Origin of the sequence: Bacillus paramobilis (genome assembly GCF_038096195.1) — a bacterium.
Taxonomy (GTDB): Bacteria; Bacillota; Bacilli; order Bacillales; family Bacillaceae_G; genus Bacillus_A; species Bacillus_A mobilis.
In genome coordinates this window covers 2,304,156-2,322,542 of record NZ_CP151108.1, presented here as the reverse complement: position 1 = coordinate 2,322,542, position 18,387 = coordinate 2,304,156, and the positions used below count along the sequence as shown (strand labels likewise).

Annotated in this window: 13 protein-coding genes and 2 pseudogenes; 6 read left to right on the top strand and 9 right to left on the bottom strand. The window is 35.0% G+C overall.

Features of this window, described 5'->3' with window-relative positions; genetic code table 11:
• Nucleotides 1-228: 228 nt before the first annotated feature.
• A complete protein-coding gene (locus AABL52_RS11955; protein ID WP_341519485.1) occupies nt 229-663 on the bottom strand; it encodes a ferritin-like domain-containing protein in 435 nt (144 codons plus the stop codon).
• A 189-nt stretch (nt 664-852) separates the two neighbouring features.
• Nucleotides 853-2,073 carry a YhgE/Pip domain-containing protein gene (locus AABL52_RS11950; RefSeq protein WP_341519714.1) on the bottom strand — a complete coding sequence of 407 codons (1,221 nt, stop codon included), beginning with the start codon at nt 2,071-2,073 and terminating at the stop codon, nt 853-855.
• A gap of 131 nt (nt 2,074-2,204) precedes the next feature.
• On the opposite strand from AABL52_RS11950, the gene AABL52_RS11945 reads away from it, so the two are divergent.
• A complete protein-coding gene (locus AABL52_RS11945) occupies nt 2,205-2,822 on the top strand; it encodes a TetR/AcrR family transcriptional regulator (RefSeq protein ID WP_341519484.1) in 618 nt (205 codons plus the stop codon).
• Between the two features lie 57 nt (nt 2,823-2,879).
• On the opposite strand, the gene ppsA is transcribed toward AABL52_RS11945, so the two are convergent.
• On the bottom strand, nt 2,880-5,486 hold the full coding sequence (ppsA, locus tag AABL52_RS11940; RefSeq protein ID WP_341519483.1) for a phosphoenolpyruvate synthase: 2,607 nt from the start codon (nt 5,484-5,486) through the stop codon (nt 2,880-2,882).
• 445 nt (nt 5,487-5,931) lie between these two features.
• Here ppsA and AABL52_RS11935 point away from each other — a divergent pair.
• A pseudogene (locus tag AABL52_RS11935) lies at nt 5,932-6,590 on the top strand (DUF1796 family putative cysteine peptidase).
• Nucleotides 6,591-6,804: 214 nt separating this feature from the next.
• Here the strand turns inward: AABL52_RS11935 and AABL52_RS11930 are convergent.
• From AABL52_RS11930 to AABL52_RS11915, 4 genes are all read right to left on the bottom strand, one after another.
• The gene (locus AABL52_RS11930; RefSeq protein ID WP_341519482.1) at nt 6,805-7,146 is read right to left on the bottom strand and encodes a YolD-like family protein; all 342 of its coding nucleotides are present in this window, start codon (nt 7,144-7,146) and stop codon (nt 6,805-6,807) included.
• Nucleotides 7,143-8,408: a Y-family DNA polymerase gene (locus tag AABL52_RS11925; protein ID WP_341519481.1), complete on the bottom strand. Its 1,266-nt coding sequence runs from the start codon at nt 8,406-8,408 to the stop codon at nt 7,143-7,145. The genes AABL52_RS11930 and AABL52_RS11925 overlap by 4 nt, the downstream gene beginning before the upstream one ends.
• Nucleotides 8,409-9,228: 820 nt before the next feature.
• On the bottom strand, nt 9,229-10,818 hold the full coding sequence (locus tag AABL52_RS11920) for a bifunctional metallophosphatase/5'-nucleotidase (protein ID WP_340420415.1): 1,590 nt from the start codon (nt 10,816-10,818) through the stop codon (nt 9,229-9,231).
• 458 nt (nt 10,819-11,276) lie between these two features.
• A complete protein-coding gene (locus AABL52_RS11915; RefSeq protein ID WP_341519480.1) occupies nt 11,277-12,113 on the bottom strand; it encodes a bromoperoxidase in 837 nt (278 codons plus the stop codon).
• 506 nt (nt 12,114-12,619) lie between these two features.
• On the opposite strand from AABL52_RS11915, the gene ycaC reads away from it, so the two are divergent.
• The 4 genes from ycaC to AABL52_RS11895 all read left to right on the top strand — a co-directional run bounded on the left by ycaC (nt 12,620) and on the right by AABL52_RS11895 (nt 16,520).
• Nucleotides 12,620-13,264, top strand: a complete 645-nt coding sequence (gene ycaC, locus AABL52_RS11910; protein ID WP_341519479.1) for an isochorismate family cysteine hydrolase YcaC — start codon at nt 12,620-12,622, stop codon at nt 13,262-13,264.
• Nucleotides 13,265-13,436: 172 nt separating this feature from the next.
• On the top strand, nt 13,437-14,081 hold the full coding sequence (locus AABL52_RS11905) for a hydrolase (RefSeq protein WP_000067162.1): 645 nt from the start codon (nt 13,437-13,439) through the stop codon (nt 14,079-14,081).
• On the top strand, nt 14,078-14,671 hold the full coding sequence (locus AABL52_RS11900; protein ID WP_097843211.1) for an antibiotic biosynthesis monooxygenase: 594 nt from the start codon (nt 14,078-14,080) through the stop codon (nt 14,669-14,671). Before AABL52_RS11905 ends, AABL52_RS11900 begins: the two co-directional genes overlap by 4 nt.
• Before the next feature lie 13 nt (nt 14,672-14,684).
• A complete protein-coding gene (locus tag AABL52_RS11895; protein WP_341519478.1) occupies nt 14,685-16,520 on the top strand; it encodes an amidohydrolase in 1,836 nt (611 codons plus the stop codon).
• 304 nt (nt 16,521-16,824) lie between these two features.
• On the opposite strand, the gene AABL52_RS11890 is transcribed toward AABL52_RS11895, so the two are convergent.
• Together AABL52_RS11890 and AABL52_RS11885 are read right to left on the bottom strand one after the other, a co-directional pair.
• Nucleotides 16,825-17,703, bottom strand: a complete 879-nt coding sequence (locus tag AABL52_RS11890) for a LysR family transcriptional regulator (RefSeq protein WP_341519477.1) — start codon at nt 17,701-17,703, stop codon at nt 16,825-16,827.
• Nucleotides 17,704-17,922: 219 nt separating this feature from the next.
• Nucleotides 17,923-18,291: pseudogene (locus AABL52_RS11885) on the bottom strand (MarR family transcriptional regulator).
• Nucleotides 18,292-18,387 lie beyond the last annotated feature (96 nt).

Sequence of the window (18,387 nt, the reverse complement as noted above, 5' to 3'; positions counted from 1 at the left end):
TTGCTCCTAGTTTATTTATTTTCGTTTTCATTCCATACATTATATACCAAATTCAACTACTATATTTTGTCGATACCTATGTAACTTGTATTTCACCGCGAAAAAACCGTCCCACTACTTATGAAACGGTTTTTTTCTGCTTATATTTAAGTTTTCCATTCAATTGTTGCACTGCGCTTTAAAATAATTTCTAATATATTCATCACATCAGCCATTCATTCTTTATACTCACTTCGTCTTCACAAAATAATATAAAAACCACACTGCATGATTTTGTTCATCGGCAGCTATTCTACGCAGTAACTCTTTCAAATGTGCATCTGATGCTTCATCTGAAATTTCCAAGTAAAAATCTACTGTCTTCTGTTCATCTTGTATTGCGAATTCTAATCCTTGTAAGTACGTATTTGGACATTCTTCCGTAATTTGTGGTTTCGGCTGCTGACCAGTTAAATTTGTATAGATCTGTACAAACTGATGAAAATGCTTTATTTCATCATTACGAATTTCAAGAATTTGATTTCTTTCCGCCACATTTGGAGCCATATTAGCTAATTTCGCATAGCAACTTATAGCACTAAACTCTCCATTAATTGCTTTCTCAATTTCACGAATCAACTTATCATTTTGCCTATACCAATCATAATAATTCGAATTATACATCGTATCCCCTCCATTATTTCGCATTACATTTTATGCAATTTGAAATAGTAGGAGCATGTATACAAAAAGCACCGCAAATCCGAACTCTTCTATTCCCCTTAAAATATAGAAAAACCTATCTTGCTTGATTTCTCTATAGGTTAATAAAAATCAAAAAACGCTTCACTCCTAGTGAAACGTTTTTATCCTTTATGCGTGTAATTCTGTTTTATGTTCCTTTATTGCACTACGTTTGAAAGCAGTCGCTAAAATAATAGCCATACTTACCGCACCAATCCAAACGAGCACAGTAACAGGTGTACCCCAGCTTAACCCTTTTCCGAAGAAGAATATTTCTCGAAGTCCCTCAATCATAAATCGCATTGGCAACCATGCGTACACCCAGTCTTGGTAAAATGGTGACAACATTTCAGGTGCTAATGATAATAACGGTGCACCGAAGAATAGTAAGAGAGCGAATACACCGATTCCCTTTAATCCAACTAATGAAAGTACCGCTGATATCATTAAGAAGAAACTAAAGGACGTAATGGATAAAAATAAAGCTGTATCGGTGAAATTCGATATATTTAACCCTACCATACCATCCGCGATCCATGTAAGGCCAAATCCAATGACAAGTGTCGCAATAGCTCCTGTTATTATTTGTTTTAGTTTTAATACGAAGTTTTCTTTTCTTGTACCTACTGGTATTTTACTTATCGCAATAAAGATAATTGCTGCGCTCGCTAAACTTGCAATCCATAACGGCTGGAATAAAGACATTGGCGAGTTACCGTTCGCACTATTTTTGCCGGTTTCATTTACGTTTGTCACTTTCTTTGCAATCGGTGTGACTACCTTTGAAACTTGGTCTGCTGTTAATGTAGCTCCTTTTGCTTTATATCCTTCTAATAATTGCGTGCGAACAGTGTTATTCATATTATCAACTACAGCATTTAACATTTGTCCTGCCATAGTTGAAGCTGCTGTATTCATTCCTTGATTTATGAATATTTCTACCTCTGGCGAAGATGGCTGTGGTGTTCGTAATGATGCCTGCTTTGTACTAAAATCTTTCGGAATGACTAATGCTGCGTAATACTCTTGATTATTTAATCCTTTTTGCACAGATTCTTTATTTTTTACTTCTACCCACTTTACCGCGGGTTCTTCCTCTGATTTTGATGTCTTTTTCATATTATCAACAATCGTTTGCCCCATATTCATCTTCGGTTGATTCGGGATTTCTACTCCTTGATCCTCATTTACGATTGCGATTGGCAAGTTTTTCAGCTGTGGTTGAACAGTTGGAAATAACGTTAATGAAAAAATAAAAACTACAAGTAGTGCAATAATTGGTGATACCAATAAAAGTTTATTTTTAAACATTTTCTGTTCTCCTCCTCTAATTTGATTTATAATAACCAACAACGTGTTGTTTATTTATATTTTGAATTATATGTTCGAGTTGAATCTTATACAATAATCAAAAATCGTGAATGTGTCGGTTATAAGACACATCCTTGAAATGTGTTGGCTAAAATGAAGGAGGACATACTTTGCGTGATAGTAATTTAGATTTACGTGTTGTTCGTACGAAAACTGCTATACGAAATGCATTTGTAGAATTAATTGAAGAAAAAGGTTTTGACGCCATTACAGTGAAAGATATTACAACGAAAGCAAACATTAATCGCGGTACTTTCTATGCGCACTATCAAGATAAATTTGATTTAATGACGAAATGCCAAGAAGGCATTATGTATGAGTTTTCCAGCATTGCAAAACGGAAGTTTCCAGAAGTTATTGCTGACCTTGGATCAAATCCTTCCCCAACGATGCCGTTTATACTTATCACTTCTATTCTTGAATTTCTAAATGAAAATAGTGATTTTATGAAAGCTGTACTGAGCCCAAAAGGAGATTTATCTTTCCAAACAAAACTGAAAGACTTTATGTGGAAAACACTATTTGAAGATACGAATGGTGCTCTCATTAACAAGGAGAATTTACTTGTTCCAAGCCAATACTTAGCTTCTTATATGGCATCTGCCCATATTGGTGTTATTCAGCAATGGTTAAATAACGGACAAAAAGAAACACCTGAGGAAATTGCTCGCATTTTATCAACAATCGCCGTTCATGGACCTTTTTATGCGGCTGGTTTAAAGAAATGAGCCAGCTATATATGACAAAAGATCATCCACTATAATAGCGGATGATCTTTTGTTTCATTACAACACTTCAATATATCCTTCTGTTCCATGTACCCGAATTCGTTGCCCATCTTTTATTAATTTCGTAGCATTTTCTACTCCAACGACTGCTGGCAATCCGTATTCACGTGCAATCACTGCTCCGTGCGTCATAAGTCCACCAACTTCGGTAACTAACCCTTTTATAGACACAAATAAAGGTGTCCAGCCGGGGTCAGTAAAAGCAGTAACTAATATATCTCCTTCTTCTAAGTTCGCTTCTTCCATGTTTAAAATAACGCGAGCTCTTCCCTCTATAGCTCCTGAAGAAACAGGCAAACCTACAATCGCATCAGCTGGGAGGTTTTCTCGTTTATATTTACCTGTAATGATTTCTCCATCAGACGTCATAATTCGCGGAGGCGTTAGTTTTTCATATAATTTGTAATCATTTTTTGGTTTTTTTATCAGCTCGTAATCTAGTTTATTCGTGCGAACAACTTCGTGAAGTTCTTCAAAAGTTAAATAGTATATATCATCGACTTCATGAATGACACCGCTCTGCACAAGTTGCTCAGCTTCTTTCAATAACGCCTGCTTATATATAAAATAACGATTAATCATGCCGTATTTTGGATATTCACGATAACCGATACAATTCTGGATGTTACGAATCATTCGCTTCGTTTCTTCTACTTTTTGTTTTCCATCCGGCAAATGCTGCACTCGATCTACTAGCTCTTCTTCTTTTTTCAAAGCTTCTTGCAGCCCTTCTTCAAACTTTCGCTTACTAGAACCCGCTTCAAAGTCTCTTATATTATTTAAAATCATCGGGATAATGGTTGTTGGCTTTTCACTCCAGCGGGTTTTCGTAATATCTATTTCTCCGCTGCATCTCATTCCGTATTTATTTAGAAAAGCAGAGATGGCATCTCGAGCTTTCTCCCCGCCTTTAAACTGAACTAGTTCATTTAAAAAGCTATCATCTTCTACATGTTGTAAATACGCAACAACTTCTGGGTACGGCCGAATCACATCTGCAACATCCAGTAATGCTAGCCCCATTTCAGACGTAATATTATTTTGTACGGATTGAGAAAGCGTGTCTGCTGCATTCTTTTCGCCTAGCCATTGCTCCATCTTTTCATTGATCCACGTTGAAGCATTCATTCCTGCCATAATGACAGCGATACTTTGCGGGTTAAATAATACTTTCTTTAATTGCTGAATATCTTCCAAAATAAAATGGAGTACATCCACCCCTGATTTCGTTTGCATGTTTCGTTTTAACTCTTCGATCGATGCTTCACTAGTCTTTATTAAATTCGTAACGATTGCCGGATCATTTTCGATTTCTGGTTGTGAATTTGCAGGTGGCACACTTTTACCAGCACTCTTTCCTTTTTCATCATCTGGTAACAATGTAATAAAATCATCTCGCTCGATTATAGTCGTTAATGCATCTCTTACGAGCGGATCCGATTTTCCTAAAGTGTTTATTAAGTAATCTCTGCTAGCAGGTGAAGCTAATTGTTGCGTAGCATCAACAAATAGCCTTCCCCCTGCTTTACGCATAGGAGCACTAGTCGTTAACAGGAAAAAAGATAATCCTAGTGGTTTCATCGCATCGGTCATCATTTGCTGGTGACCAACCGATATATACACATGATTTCCCCCATCATTTTTTTCGGGAATTGGATATAATGTCGTAATCGGACGACTTTGGACAATATAAAATGTATCATCCACTAAACACCATTCAATATCTTGTGGACAACGAAAATAGGCTTCAATCTGTCTTCCGATACTTGCTAGTTGTAAAATTTGTTGTTCAGACAATGTTTGAATTTTTTGCTGAGCTAGATCAATCTGTTTTGTTTCTGTTCCGCCCTCTTTTAAAGCATAAATAGCTACTTTTTTAGTCGCTATCCTCGTTTCAGTAATTTCGCCTTCTTTTACTTTATAATTATCGGCAGAGACCAGTCCTGATACTAAAGCCTCACCAAGTCCAAAACTGGCATCGATTGATAGCACCTTTCGGTTAGAAGTAACCGGATCAGCCGTAAATAAAATGCCCGAGGCCTCAGGGAAAACCATTTTTTGAACGACAACACATATAGAAACTTGGTTATGTTCAAAACCATTTTGCATGCGGTACATAACTGCTCGCTCTGTAAATAAAGAAGCCCAGCACTTTCTTACATGCTGTAAAATCGCTTTTTCTCCGATAATATTTAAATACGTATCTTGTTGACCAGCAAACGAGGCATATGGTAAATCTTCAGCCGTAGCACTAGAACGCACGGCATACGCATGTTCATTTCCAAAACGTGAGAGATAATGAGCTACCGCTTCCACTACATCAAAAGGAATTTCTACTGCCATAATGACTTCTCTAATCTTCTCGCTAACTTCACCAATTTGAGCTCGCTCTTCCTTTTTCAACTTTGTTAGCTGCTGCAACAAAGTTTGAATCTCTTCATTTTGCTCGATAGCCTTTTCATATCCTATCGTTGTAACACAAAATCCTTCTGGCACTTGTATCCCTTGAATGTTAGATAACTTCCCTAAATTCAAACCTTTTCCACCAACGAGTGAAAACTGCGTTTTTCCTATTTCCTGAAAATCGAGAACGAAAGAACTCATGTAACATCTCTCCTTATTTTGCATGTGTTCTTGATTGTAGCAGTAGTAAATACGAATAAACAGTCTATTTCGAACTTGATTTACATGATATAATTAAATTAGGAAGAGATTAAAAAATGCCCCAGTTGCTTCATTCTGCAACTGGGGCTTCTTATTTTCGCTCAATTTTAAATTATAATTTGCTCACAACTAACTTCAATGTATTTCTGTTTATCCCTTTTATTATAGAAACGTCATTCATTATCACATACAATTCTTACCTCAACAAATGGTATATAACCCGAAGTATGCTTTATTTTATCCTCCTGTGAGCCTTTTCACAGGAGTTTTTATACATACATATATTATTATAATGAATCAGTTCTCCTATTTTTCAAAAGCTTATTCTGTGTCATAATAACGCTTTTTAGAATTTATATATACCTTCTAACTTTTCTAAAAAAGGATGATTGTATTGGAAATGAAAAAGCTTCAAGGAATGTATGATGATGTTATTAGTTTAGGGGAAAATTGTTATACTGCTATTCATCTAAAAAAATATAGATTGCGGAAATATTCAGGTCCTCTAGATTGGTTTGAATCACCGGATCTTTCTTCTATCAATGAATTATTGAAAAATAACTTTATAGACTTTATGGATTTAAAAAACATGCACGCAATGCCGGATCAAAATGTTGTGTTTAATGATGGTGTGATACAACCTGTTTTTTCTCATATTATAAAAGACACAAAATATAACGTAACATCTTATCATGATTTCCCTGTTATTCCAAATGAAGATTGGTTCACCACATACCATGATTTTAAACAAAAATTAGATCGAAGAATTGATAACCTTTACAAAATAATTCATAATTCACAGTCCATTTTATTTGTTAGATGGGGCGGAAACTTGATTGAAGCGTTAGAATTACAAACAGTTTTATCAAATATTGTTAAAAATAATTTTAAGATCCTTTTACTCTATCCAACAGGACTTGAAAATGAAATAAACGAATTAGAATGGGGCTTGATCATGTTTTTCCCATTCAAGTTTCGAGTAATTATCTAAATAAAAGAACTTGGTATATCCTCTTCAAAGATATACATCTAAACTCAAAATAATAAAACTTAAATAATGAAAAGTAGGCTATCGCCTTTCACACGCTTAAGGAAAAAATTTCTTTCGGTACATTCGTTAAAGATAAGATTATTAACCTTCCTCTCAGAAAGCACAAATGCCGAACATTCCAGATTTATTCCATCAGAACGATTGGTAAGTGAACAAATCGTTCTAGGTAATAAGCTTGAAGATGAGCCTGTTACCTAGAAACACATTTTAACTAATCTCAATTACATCTCCAAACTTAAACGTTCTTTGATTACGAAAAGCATCGGTACAAGTAATCGTCTTATTTAATGGATTTATATCAGCTACTGTTATGTAATTTTTATATAGATAGCCATTTTTATAATATGTAAGTAAAACCTCTTCTTCACCTAAATATGAAGTTAACAGCTTATTTTCAATCCTTTCTTTTGCATCTTGCGTTAAGATTGGACGCGAGATTTTTGTTTGCTCCTGTATCATTTCTTTAATACAGGCGAACTGCTCTGGCATACTGGCAAACGGTTGCCACTTTACCATTCCTCTTCCTTTTGGCATATTAGCATTCTTCACGATTTGTGTCCTCCTAATAATGTGTTTCTATATCTTGTTGTTGCGACGCTTGTGTAGGAAATTCCACGTAAAATACTATTCTTACCAAATCGCGTTCGAATTTCGTCCATAACCTTCGTTAATCTCATTTCTTTTTCTCTTTGTATAATGTTATCGAAAAGCGAAATTTGCTCTTCTCCTTCATGTATTAAATTTGTTAATGAAAGACTTATCGATCGAATCGGCTCTCCTGTATATCCCTCGTATAAAAAATAGGTACAAACATTGTAAATGTCCATCGTTAAATTTGTTGCTCTGTTTAACGTATGTGCTTTTTTTATTCCTCCTCCGTATTCCTTACTATATCCGACTGAAAAATGAATCGTTTGCGCATATTTCTTTTCTCGTCTCAATCTGTAACAAACTTCTTCTACATGCTCTAATAAAATAACGATGAACTCTTCTATTGAATAATCACGAAACAATATTTGGCTTTTTGCTATAGATGTTGTCGCTGGAACATATTTCTCTGCTATTCTGCTGAAATCAATCCCGTTACTATGCAAGTGTAATTCTTCCCCTATTACACCAAATGATTGTTTTAAATAATTCAATGGGTACTGCGCTAAATCCCCAATCGTATGTATACCTTTTCGATTTAATTTCATTTCCGTTTTATACGATATACCCCAAAATTTACTGAGTGGTCTAATACTCCATAACTTCTCGGGTATATCGTCATACGTCCACTGTGTTATTCCATTTTTATTCTTTTTCGCTTCCACATCCATTGCTACTTTACTCAATAATAAATTTGGCCCAATACCAATCGTACTTTCGATCCGTGTATGTTCGTATATTTCTCGCTTGAACTTTAATGCAAACTCGCACGGATTACTCGCAAACAAATGAATACTTGCGGTCATGTCCATAAAAAACTCATCAATACTATATTGATGAAAATCTTCCGGTGCAACATACTGTAAAGCTAAACCGGTTATGTAAGTTGAACATTTCATATACGTATGCATAATTGGATTCACAATAATAATATCTGGTCGCTTCGGTATTTCGTACAACCGTGCCATTTTCTTAATTCCTAATGCTTTTAATGGCGGTGTTGCTGCCAACACGATTGATCCACTACGGTTTACATCTCCTACGACGGCAAATTTTGTATATCGTGGATCAAGTCCTTTTTTAATACATGATACACTTGCATAAAAGCTGCGAAGATCGACACAAAGAATAATACGATTCGGTAAAAGAGAATAATCATACAAGGTTATCACTCCCAACAAAAAGAACGTTTGTTCTTATTATATACGAACTAATGTTCTTTTTAAAGGTATTTTCATGAAAATTTTGGTTAAAATAACCTTACTTTAAAAAATCCAAAAAACACTTAAGAAATTCCCCCTCAATATTCAAATGCTAATATTATTTTCACCATTTGGCATTACAATGTATTTAGCTATGAAAATTTTACTAAATGTATTCTTGGTAACATGAGTATATAAAATAAGCTTCTTATCTATACACTATCAATCATGGAGAGAAAAACTAGAATTTCAAGTAACTCATAAGCATAAAAACTACTAAAACAAACCAATTAAATCTTTATTATCAAAACATAATTTATATAACTCCCTTTGTTTCTTATATGTGTGAAGATAATAAAATACTATTCCCCAAACAAAAAAGTAAAGATTTTCAATTTACTTCAGCTTTCCTGTCTCTACTTTGTATATTTTTCTAAATTTAGTTTTCACTTACATATACTTCCGGCAAAATTTCCTACATAGCGTATGCACTAAGATTCATCCGTATAACTTAAAGTATCCAATTTCAGTTTGTGTTAGTAGTGTAGTTAATATTGGGCTAATATGAAGTTCCAAATTTTAATTATTTGTAGTCTCTTCATCATAGAGTTAATTTAGGGGTTACTTTTTGTCTACTCCATTGTTTTCGGCATTCTGCATCTAGACGGTATACCCATTGGCCACAGTAAGATTTTATTTCAAACCCATAAAAAATAGATTACCTGCACACGAAAAAGTATAGCGTACAGGTAATCTATTTGTTTTTGAGATTAATAAAAAACTAATTTATTTTTTGAATTCTTCCATCAATAATAGACTGAATTGGTTCTTTTGATTTCTTTATATAATCTACTAATGCTTCAAAATCAGTCGGTCCTGTTTCAGCATCTTTACCGTTTTTAAAGGATACAAATCCATCTCCACCTGAAGCTAAAAATGCGTTAGCAACGACGCTGTAAGTTTTAGAAGGAATAATTTCTTCTCCATTTGTTAAGCGAATACTTGTTACTTTTTCTCCATTAGGCTTGTTCGCATCCCAAGTGTATTGGATCCCTGAAATTTGAAGCATTCTTGTTATGTCTTTTTGCCATTGTTGATTTAAAATATCACGAATGTCTTGGCCTGTTAAATTTACTTTTATTAATTGGTTTCCGAATGGTTGAATACCATAGATCTCTCCCCATGTAATATCACCAGCATCTAAGTCATTACGAATACCACCAGGATTCATAAGTGCAATTTGAGATTGCATTGTTGTACGCTGGGCATCAGCAACTAAATTTCCAAGAGTAGATTCACCAGCCGTATTTAGTTTGCGATCTAGTGGAGCAATAGACTTACCTACAACTTCATTAACAAGAGGTGCGATTTTTGCTTGATATTTCTCCATCTTCTTCTTTATTTTTTTATCAGGCTCCATGCCTTCATGGTAAGTTGTAACAATTTCTGCTTTTTTCTCAACAATATCTTGTGTTTTACGATCAATCTTTACATCAACATCAGCAAAAGCCATACCATAAGAATTTGCTTGTACGACAAGTTTATTATTAACAGTTCCATTTACATAAGTGTGGCTATGCCCACCAAAAATAACATCGACTTCTGGATCAGTCTCATTTGCTAATCGAACGATATCACCATTTGTTACGCCGTTCCCATCTGTTGTACCTCCGTTATGTGCAAGAACAACAATAGATTTAACGCCTAGTTTTTTTAATTGCTTTACGGATTTGTTAATAGCTTCAACTTCATCTGTAATTTCCACATTCTTTAGCATAGTAGGCATAACAAGATTAGGAACATCCGTTGTTACGACTCCGATAAATCCAACAGGAACTCCTTGTACCTTTTTTATAGTGAATGGTGGTAAAAATAAACGACCAGTGGATTTATTATAGAAATTTGCGGCAACATATGGGAATTTTGCTCCTTTAAAATTCCCTGTTTTCTCATGGTATCCACCATAAATAAGGCGGTTCATTTCCGCAACACCTTCATCAAATTCATGATTTCCTATAGTCCCAACATCGAATTTCAAATCATTTAGAAATTCAATCGTAGGTTCGTCTTGTAACAATGCTGAAACAGGAGTACTTGCTCCAACAACATCGCCAGCATGTACCTTTAATGTATTCGGATTTTGTTTTTCACGATCACGTAAATAAGCCCCTAAGTACTCGATTCCCCCCGCATCTTTATTGTTAATTTTTTTTACAGTGTCTAGTTGCCCATGAAAATCGTTAATACCGAGCATTTGTACATCTATGTAGCGGTTTGGTTCTGTACTTGCTTGGGCTGAAGGCATAGCAAATACACTAGTAAAAGTAACTGTACTTAATGCTAAAGCAACTGGAATTATTTTTTTCAACATAAAATTTCTCTCCCCTAATTAAAATCTGACATAATACAATGTTATTTTAATATATTAAGAGGATTATTTCTATAAAAATTCTACCAATTATAAAAATTAATAAGATTTTATTGTTTTCTGACAAGATATTTCTTTGTTTTGAGGATTATTCAAAATATTATCTGTAGTAATATAGCAATCCAACTCAGAGATTTAAAAAACTCTAATCAATACATTTTTGCTGTTAAGAAGAATATTCAATTCGAAACTAATGGAGATTTATCAACCTAACATCTCAATATCACCATTTAAAAATGAACAGAAATTTCGTTATAGAAGATTTCGATTCTTTAAATTGATTACAGTGGTGCACTACTCCGCATTCAAAAAGATGCTCCTGGATTTATCCAAGAGCATCTTTTATAAAGCTTTATTTTTACTTGTTTATAATTTATCAATTAACAATTATATAGTTGTAATCAGCCCTTTAAAAATGATAAGAGTGTTTCATTAAATTCTTTGGCATGCGTTGCATTTAGCCCATGTGGACCACCTTTTATTAACGTTACTTTAGAATTAGGAATTGCTTCATGTGTTAATTTCCCACTATATTCAAATGGTACAGTTGCATCTGAATCACCATGAATAACAAGGGTAGGTATATTAAACTGCTCCAAGTCTTTTCTAAAATCTGTCTTACTAAAGGCGGTAATACAATCAAGCGTTCCTTTAGGTGATGCACTGGCTGCAATATCCCAATTATATAAACGGAATGGCTCACTAACTAAATCTGTTCGATTACCAGCCGCGAAAAATCCCTTAGTAAATTCATCAAGAAATGCAAGACGGTCATTTATCACACCACTTTTGAATGCTTCAATTGTAGCATCATCTAATGCCCCCTCAGGATGATCCTCTGATTTGTATAAATATGGAGGAACTGCTCCAGCAAAAACAGCCTTTTCAATACGATCTGTTCCATACGTACTAATGTACCGAGCTACCTCGCCTCCACCCATAGAAAAACCAACAAGTGTGACATTTTGAAGCTCTAAATGTTCTAATAGTTGATGTAAATCAGAAGTAAAGGTATCATATTCATACCCTTCCCACGGCTGAGATGATTTTCCAAAGCCTCGACGATCATATGTTATAACTCTGTATCCAGCCTCAACAAGAGCGGGAACTTGGTATTCCCAAGATCGACCACTTAACGGCCAACCATGAATGAGTACAACTGGTTTTCCTATGCCATGATCCTCATAATATATTTCAATTGGTGCTTGATTTTCGGTTCCTACAGTAATTTTTGCCATTGTCCTACCTCCTTTAATATGTATCCTTTTCTTCAATAATTCGGATGAATCTCATAACCTATTTATACGCATTTGTATTGTGAACGCTAAGCATGAAACTCTATCGTTCCAATGAATTCATTTTCTGTTTATGGAACAGTTCCCCATCTCATACCTTTTTCATCACGAAGTATTTGCTGAACATTCCTCCTATTCAATTCTAATAACAAAAATAGAAGACTATCAATATCGTTCTATCTATAGAATGTATAGGTAAAACCAATTCATTTTATAGTGAAAATAACTATAGTTACCACCTATACAAACTATAGATAATTTAGAATTGATTAACTAATTCGTTTTCAAATACTATAAATTTGTATAGCGCTTCATGTTCCGTGAATGCTGCTATAACTCATATTAACGGTCAGTTTAGTTACAAACTAATCGTAACAAACGAAGAAATTTAGGACAATATTCTACTGTTTAAACTTTCTTCGATTACTTAATTTTAGGAGGAATACATAATGACTGATCTCTATTCTCGTATTAACAAAGATGATGCTGTCGTGCTTTTAGTAGATCATCAAACTGGTCTTATGTCCGGACTAGTACGTGACTATGGTGTTGATGAATTCAAAAACAATGTTTTAGCTCTTGCTCACACTGCTAAGTTTTTTGATTTACCAGTTATTTTAACAACTAGCTTTGAAAACGGACCTAATGGACCTTTAATGCAAGAATTGGTTGATCTCTTTCCTCACGCACAAAAAATAGCTCGACCTGGACAAATTAACGCATGGGATAATGATGATTTTGTAAAAGCAATCAAAGAAACTGGAAGGAAGCAACTTATCATCGCGGGCGTAGTTACGGACGTTTGTGTTGCTTTCCCGGCACTTTCCGCAATAAAAGCTGGATATGAAGTATTTGCTGTTACTGATGCTTCAGGAACTTTCAGTAAACAAGTTGCAGATGCTGCCAATACGCGTATGGCACATAATGGCGTACAACTTATGAACTGGTTTAGCGTAGCTTGCGAATTACAACGCGATTGGCGCAACGATGTTGAAGGTTTTGGCAATTTACTTGCTAGTAATCTTCCAGGTTATCAAAATATAATTGGAAGCTATTTAGGAGCTCAACGAGATCTTAGTAAACAAAATGCATAAATATATTCCAAAGAAATAGCTTTAAATTACTTTTTTTAAAGTAGATAGTATAGGTTTAGTGCTGATTAAATCAGCACTAAATTTTAAATTAAAAAGTATAGCAAAGCTTTTATTTTTATGATTACAGCTTAAATTAACTTTTTGAAAATAATAAAAAAAGGAGCGTTTTATTATGAGTAATTTAGAATTATTAAATCCGGAGAACAGTGCCTTAATTTTGATTGATTTTCAACCTCAAATGACTTTTGGAGTTGCAAGTATTGATAGACAAACATTGATTAATAACGTCATGTTGCTTGCTAAATCAGCAAAAACTTTTAACGTACCTACTATTCTTACTACAGTTGAGACACGCAGCTTTTCTGGTTATTTTTGGCCGCAAATTCTTGACATATTCCCAAACCATGAAATTATAGAACGCAGTTCAATGAACTCTTGGGAAGATCCAAAATTTGTTGAAGCAGTTAAAGCAACAGGTAGAAAGAAATTAATATTTGCAGCACTTTGGACTGAAGTTTGCCTTGCATTCCCTGTGCTTGAAGCAATTAAAGCTGGCTATGAGGTGTATGCAGTTGATGATGCTTCAGGTGGTACTAGTTTGACAGCACATAACGCTGCTATGCGTCGTGTAGAACAAGCTGGTGCCATTCCAGTGACAGCAATTCAAGTTTTACTTGAATACCAACGTGACTGGGCACACAAAGACACTTATGATGCGGTAATGGAGATTGTAAAAGAACACACTGGTGCTTATGGTCAAGGCGTAGAATACGCATATACCATGGTGCATGGCGCGCTTCCAAGCAGGAAAATATGAAACAAGAAGGAGTAGCTGTCGAAGAGATTCATACAGTTAACACGATGGATGCTGCTGATCCAGTAACAACGATTGTTACATGGGAAATTCAAGAAGGTAAAGAAAAACAGTTTGAAACATGGAGACATGAAATCGAAGCTGCCGCTACTAAATTCCCAGGACATTTAGGTGTAAATCTAATAGTCCCTAATAATGTATCCAGAGAGTATACTGTTATTTTTCGCTTTGATACGTATGAGCATCTACGTGCTTGGCAAGAATCAGATATTCGCCGAGATTTGTTAAAAACGGCGGAGCAATTTCAAGCTACTAATCCAACGTACAAAACTGAAAGCAGTTTGGCTTATTGGTTTGTTACTCCGAAAACGCCAGTTCCACCGCCAAAATGGAAAATGTCTATCGTTACCCTTCTGGGGGTATGGCCACTTAGCATGTTAGTTCCTAAATTGATAGGACCTATTATAAAACATATGAATCCTATTATGTCCGCTTTTTTCGTTTCTATATGTATAGTGTCCTTGCTATCATGGGTAGTTATGCCGGTCTTCGGTAAATTATTTCATCCATGGTTACAAAATAATAGGAAGTAGACGAGGTGTGAATATGAATGTACCGGATATAATCTTATATAACGGAAAAATTACTACCCTTGATCCCTCTCAACCTGAGGTATCTGCTATCGCCATAACTGATGGTTTAATAACTGCAGTAGGTGGAGATGAGCTTCTTGATAGTGCCACAGAAAAAACAAAAAAAATAGACCTTAAAAGAAAGAGAGCTATTCCAGGCCTGAATGATTCTCATATACACGTTATTCGTGGCGGTCTTCATTATAATATGGAATTACGATGGGAAGGTGTGCCTTCACTTGCTATAGCTCTCGAAATGCTCAAAGAACAGGCAAGGCGTACACCAGCTCCTCAGTGGGTAAGAGTAGTTGGAGGTTGGTCTGAATTTCAATTTAAAGAGAGACGGTTGCCAACTTTGGAAGAGATTAATGCTGTTTCTGAAGACACACCTGTCTTTGTACTACATCTTTATGATAGAGCACTTGTAAATCGTGCAGGGCTGCGTGCACTGGGATACACAAAAGATACCCCAGACCCTCCAGGCTGCTTAATTGAGCGGGATAAACGAGGTAATCCAACGGGCCTTTTAATTGCAAATCCTAACGCTTCTATTCTTTATTCAAGTTTGGGTCAAGCTCCAATACTTAATTTTGATGACCAGATTAATTCAACTCGCCATTTTATGCGCGAATTAAATAGATTAGGTATTACAAGTGCCATTGACGCAGGTGGTGGTTTCCAAAATTACCCTGATGACTACAAAGTTGTTGAACATTTAGCCGAGAAAGAACAATTAACTTTGCGTATTGCTTATAATCTATTTACGCAAAATCCTAATCATGAATATGAAGACTTTGCTTCATGGGCAAAAATTGTTTCTCCAGGTCAAGGAACTGATACTTATAAAATGAATGGTGCCGGAGAGATGTTAGTATTCTCAGCAGCCGATTTTGAAAAATTTCAAATGCCACGGCCTGAATTAGCTACGATGATGGAAGCTGATCTAAAGAAAGTAATTTCTCTATTGGTGGAAAACCGTTGGCCCTTCCGTTTACATGCAACTTATGACGAGTCAATCACACGATTCTTAAATGTATTTGAGGAAGTCAACAAAGAAATTCCTTTTAATGGTCTACGATGGTGGTTTGACCATGCAGAAACAATCTCAGATCGTAGTATGGAACGTGTTAAAGCTTTAAATGGTGGTATTGCCATCCAAGACCGCATGGCTTTTCAAGGTGAATACTTTGTTGATTTATACGGAAAGGAAGCTGCAAAGCGTACTCCTCCGATTTATCGTATGTTAGACCTAGGTATACCTGTTGGCGCCGGTAGTGATGCAACTAGGGTTTCCAGCTATAACCCTTGGGTCGCTCTTTACTGGATGGTTGCCGGAAAAACCATTGGTGGACTTTCGATATATGATGAAAAAAATAAACTTGATAGAAAAGTAGCCCTAGAATTATATTCTAAAGGAAGTGCGTGGTTCTCTGGTGATGAAGGTAAAAAAGGAACCCTTGCAGTAGGTCAGTTTGCTGATCTTGCTGTATTGTCTGCTGATTACTTTACTGTGCCAGAAGAAGAAATAAAGAACCTTGAATCATTACTCACCATTATGGGTGGGCAGGTTGTTTATGGAAATGATGAATTTAAAAATTTATCACCTGAATTACCGCCAGCATCACCTGATTGGGCACCGACGGGAGTTTATGGTTATGGTGGCGCTAACCTAGCCCACACTATACTTTCTCACGATTCCCATGATAACAAGTTACATAGTTGTAGTAACCCTCTCCATCAACACACTCATACCGTAATAGGAAAAGATGGAACTAAATGGGGGATTGGTTGTACTTGCTTTGCTTTCTAAGTCAAAACCACCGGTATAATGCCGGTGGTTTTCTTTATGCAATAAGGATATGTATACTCGAAATAGCGATGTATATCCCTAATGGAATCTATTACTATGCGATAAGACCGAAGAGTTGATGGATTAACTTGACTTATTTTTATACCCTTCTCTCCGTGCAAAGTCTGTCCTTTTTCCCTTAAGTAAAAGTCAAGAATCAATCACACCACACATATAAAGCCACTGCCCTTTGACTTTAATATAGGTTTCATCTCAAAACTTATAGGTTTTTCCAATTTTCACACTAGAATCCTTATTGTTTCTACTATACTGATACTTTTTCAGGATCATGTAACTTTTGCATAAAGATACGCGCTGCAAAACTTAAAAATTTATCATCAGAATGAATAAGATTAATATCTTGACTTGGTGTCGGATCAATAATACGAACTATGCTCAAATTATCATTATTAACAAAGTCAACTAGTGAAAGAGGTATTATAGCAACACCATGTCCATTGTATACAAGGCTCAATAAAGAAATAGAAGATTTTGTTTCTATATTTGCTTCAGATAAAGATAACCCTAAACTCTCACAATATATTTTAATAGATTCACGACAACTACATGAAACCATTATTCTACTCAGCCCTACTAATTCTCGAAAAGAAACAAATGATGTTTCATTCAAAGGATGATTTTTTGGAATGACAAGGACGAGCTCTTCGCTATACAAAAGGGTGCTTGTTAATGTGTCTGGAATTTGAGCACTACGTGTAATTCCTAAATCAATATTTTTGTCAACGATTTGATTTACAGCAACTTCGAATTCTATAATTTTCACCACGATGTTGGGATAATGTTGTTGAAACTTCATAATATAAGGTGTTAAATAGGTGAGATCCTCTAATAAACCTCCTATAGTAATTACACCTCTTTTTACACCCTTTAATTCAAAAATTTCATTATAAACGTCATCAAATTGTTGCATGATAAATTTTCCTTTATCAAATAGCAGCTTACCCGCTTCTGTCATTTTGATACCTCTTCCAACTCGATAAAACAAGGGTGTATCAAGTTCACCTTCTAACACACGGATTTGTTGACTTAAAGTCGGCTGTGAAATACCTAGAACTTCCGCAGCTTTAGTAAAACTATTATTATTACAAACTTGAATAAAATACTCTAAATGACGTAATTCCATTCTTGATACCCACTCTCCGCTTTATGAAAGATTTATAATGAAAAGGACGATATGTATATTGTTAATATAACAACTATCTTTCTTACTATATCAATTGCAATTACATAATTTCTTTATTTTGCATTACAACAAATTTCCTCCTATTTATTAATTTTTCCTCCTATTTATTTAATTTATATTTAATTAGGATATTACTAAACAGAAATAACCTCTAAAAACTTACAATTCCTGCGTGCAATATCCTAACTTTTTCAACTGTTTAATTATCATTTTTTCTCAATATAGCCCAAACTACCAAATATTTACCGAATCCCTCTTTATGCTGAGGAAAAATAGTATCCATCAATTCGATACCTTCTCAAATATTTAACGCATACGTGATACTACTACTTGCAAATAATATTTTGTCTTCAAGTTTTTGTATAGGCTGATCACCTTTACTGTATAGTAGCTCAAGCACTGCAAATTCAGTTGAATTAAGTCCATAATTTTTTATAACCTTTTCAATACGTTTAGTATTGACTGTACTGCCCTTGATAATATAACGAGTAACTTTAAAGATAAGCTTTCATCTTTAATCACGCTCATAATTCCCAATCCTTTACAAGTTATCTTGAATTCGAGATTCATTATATTATCGTCAAAATATTATGTCAATAATTCGTTTGTTCTTTATCAAGCCAC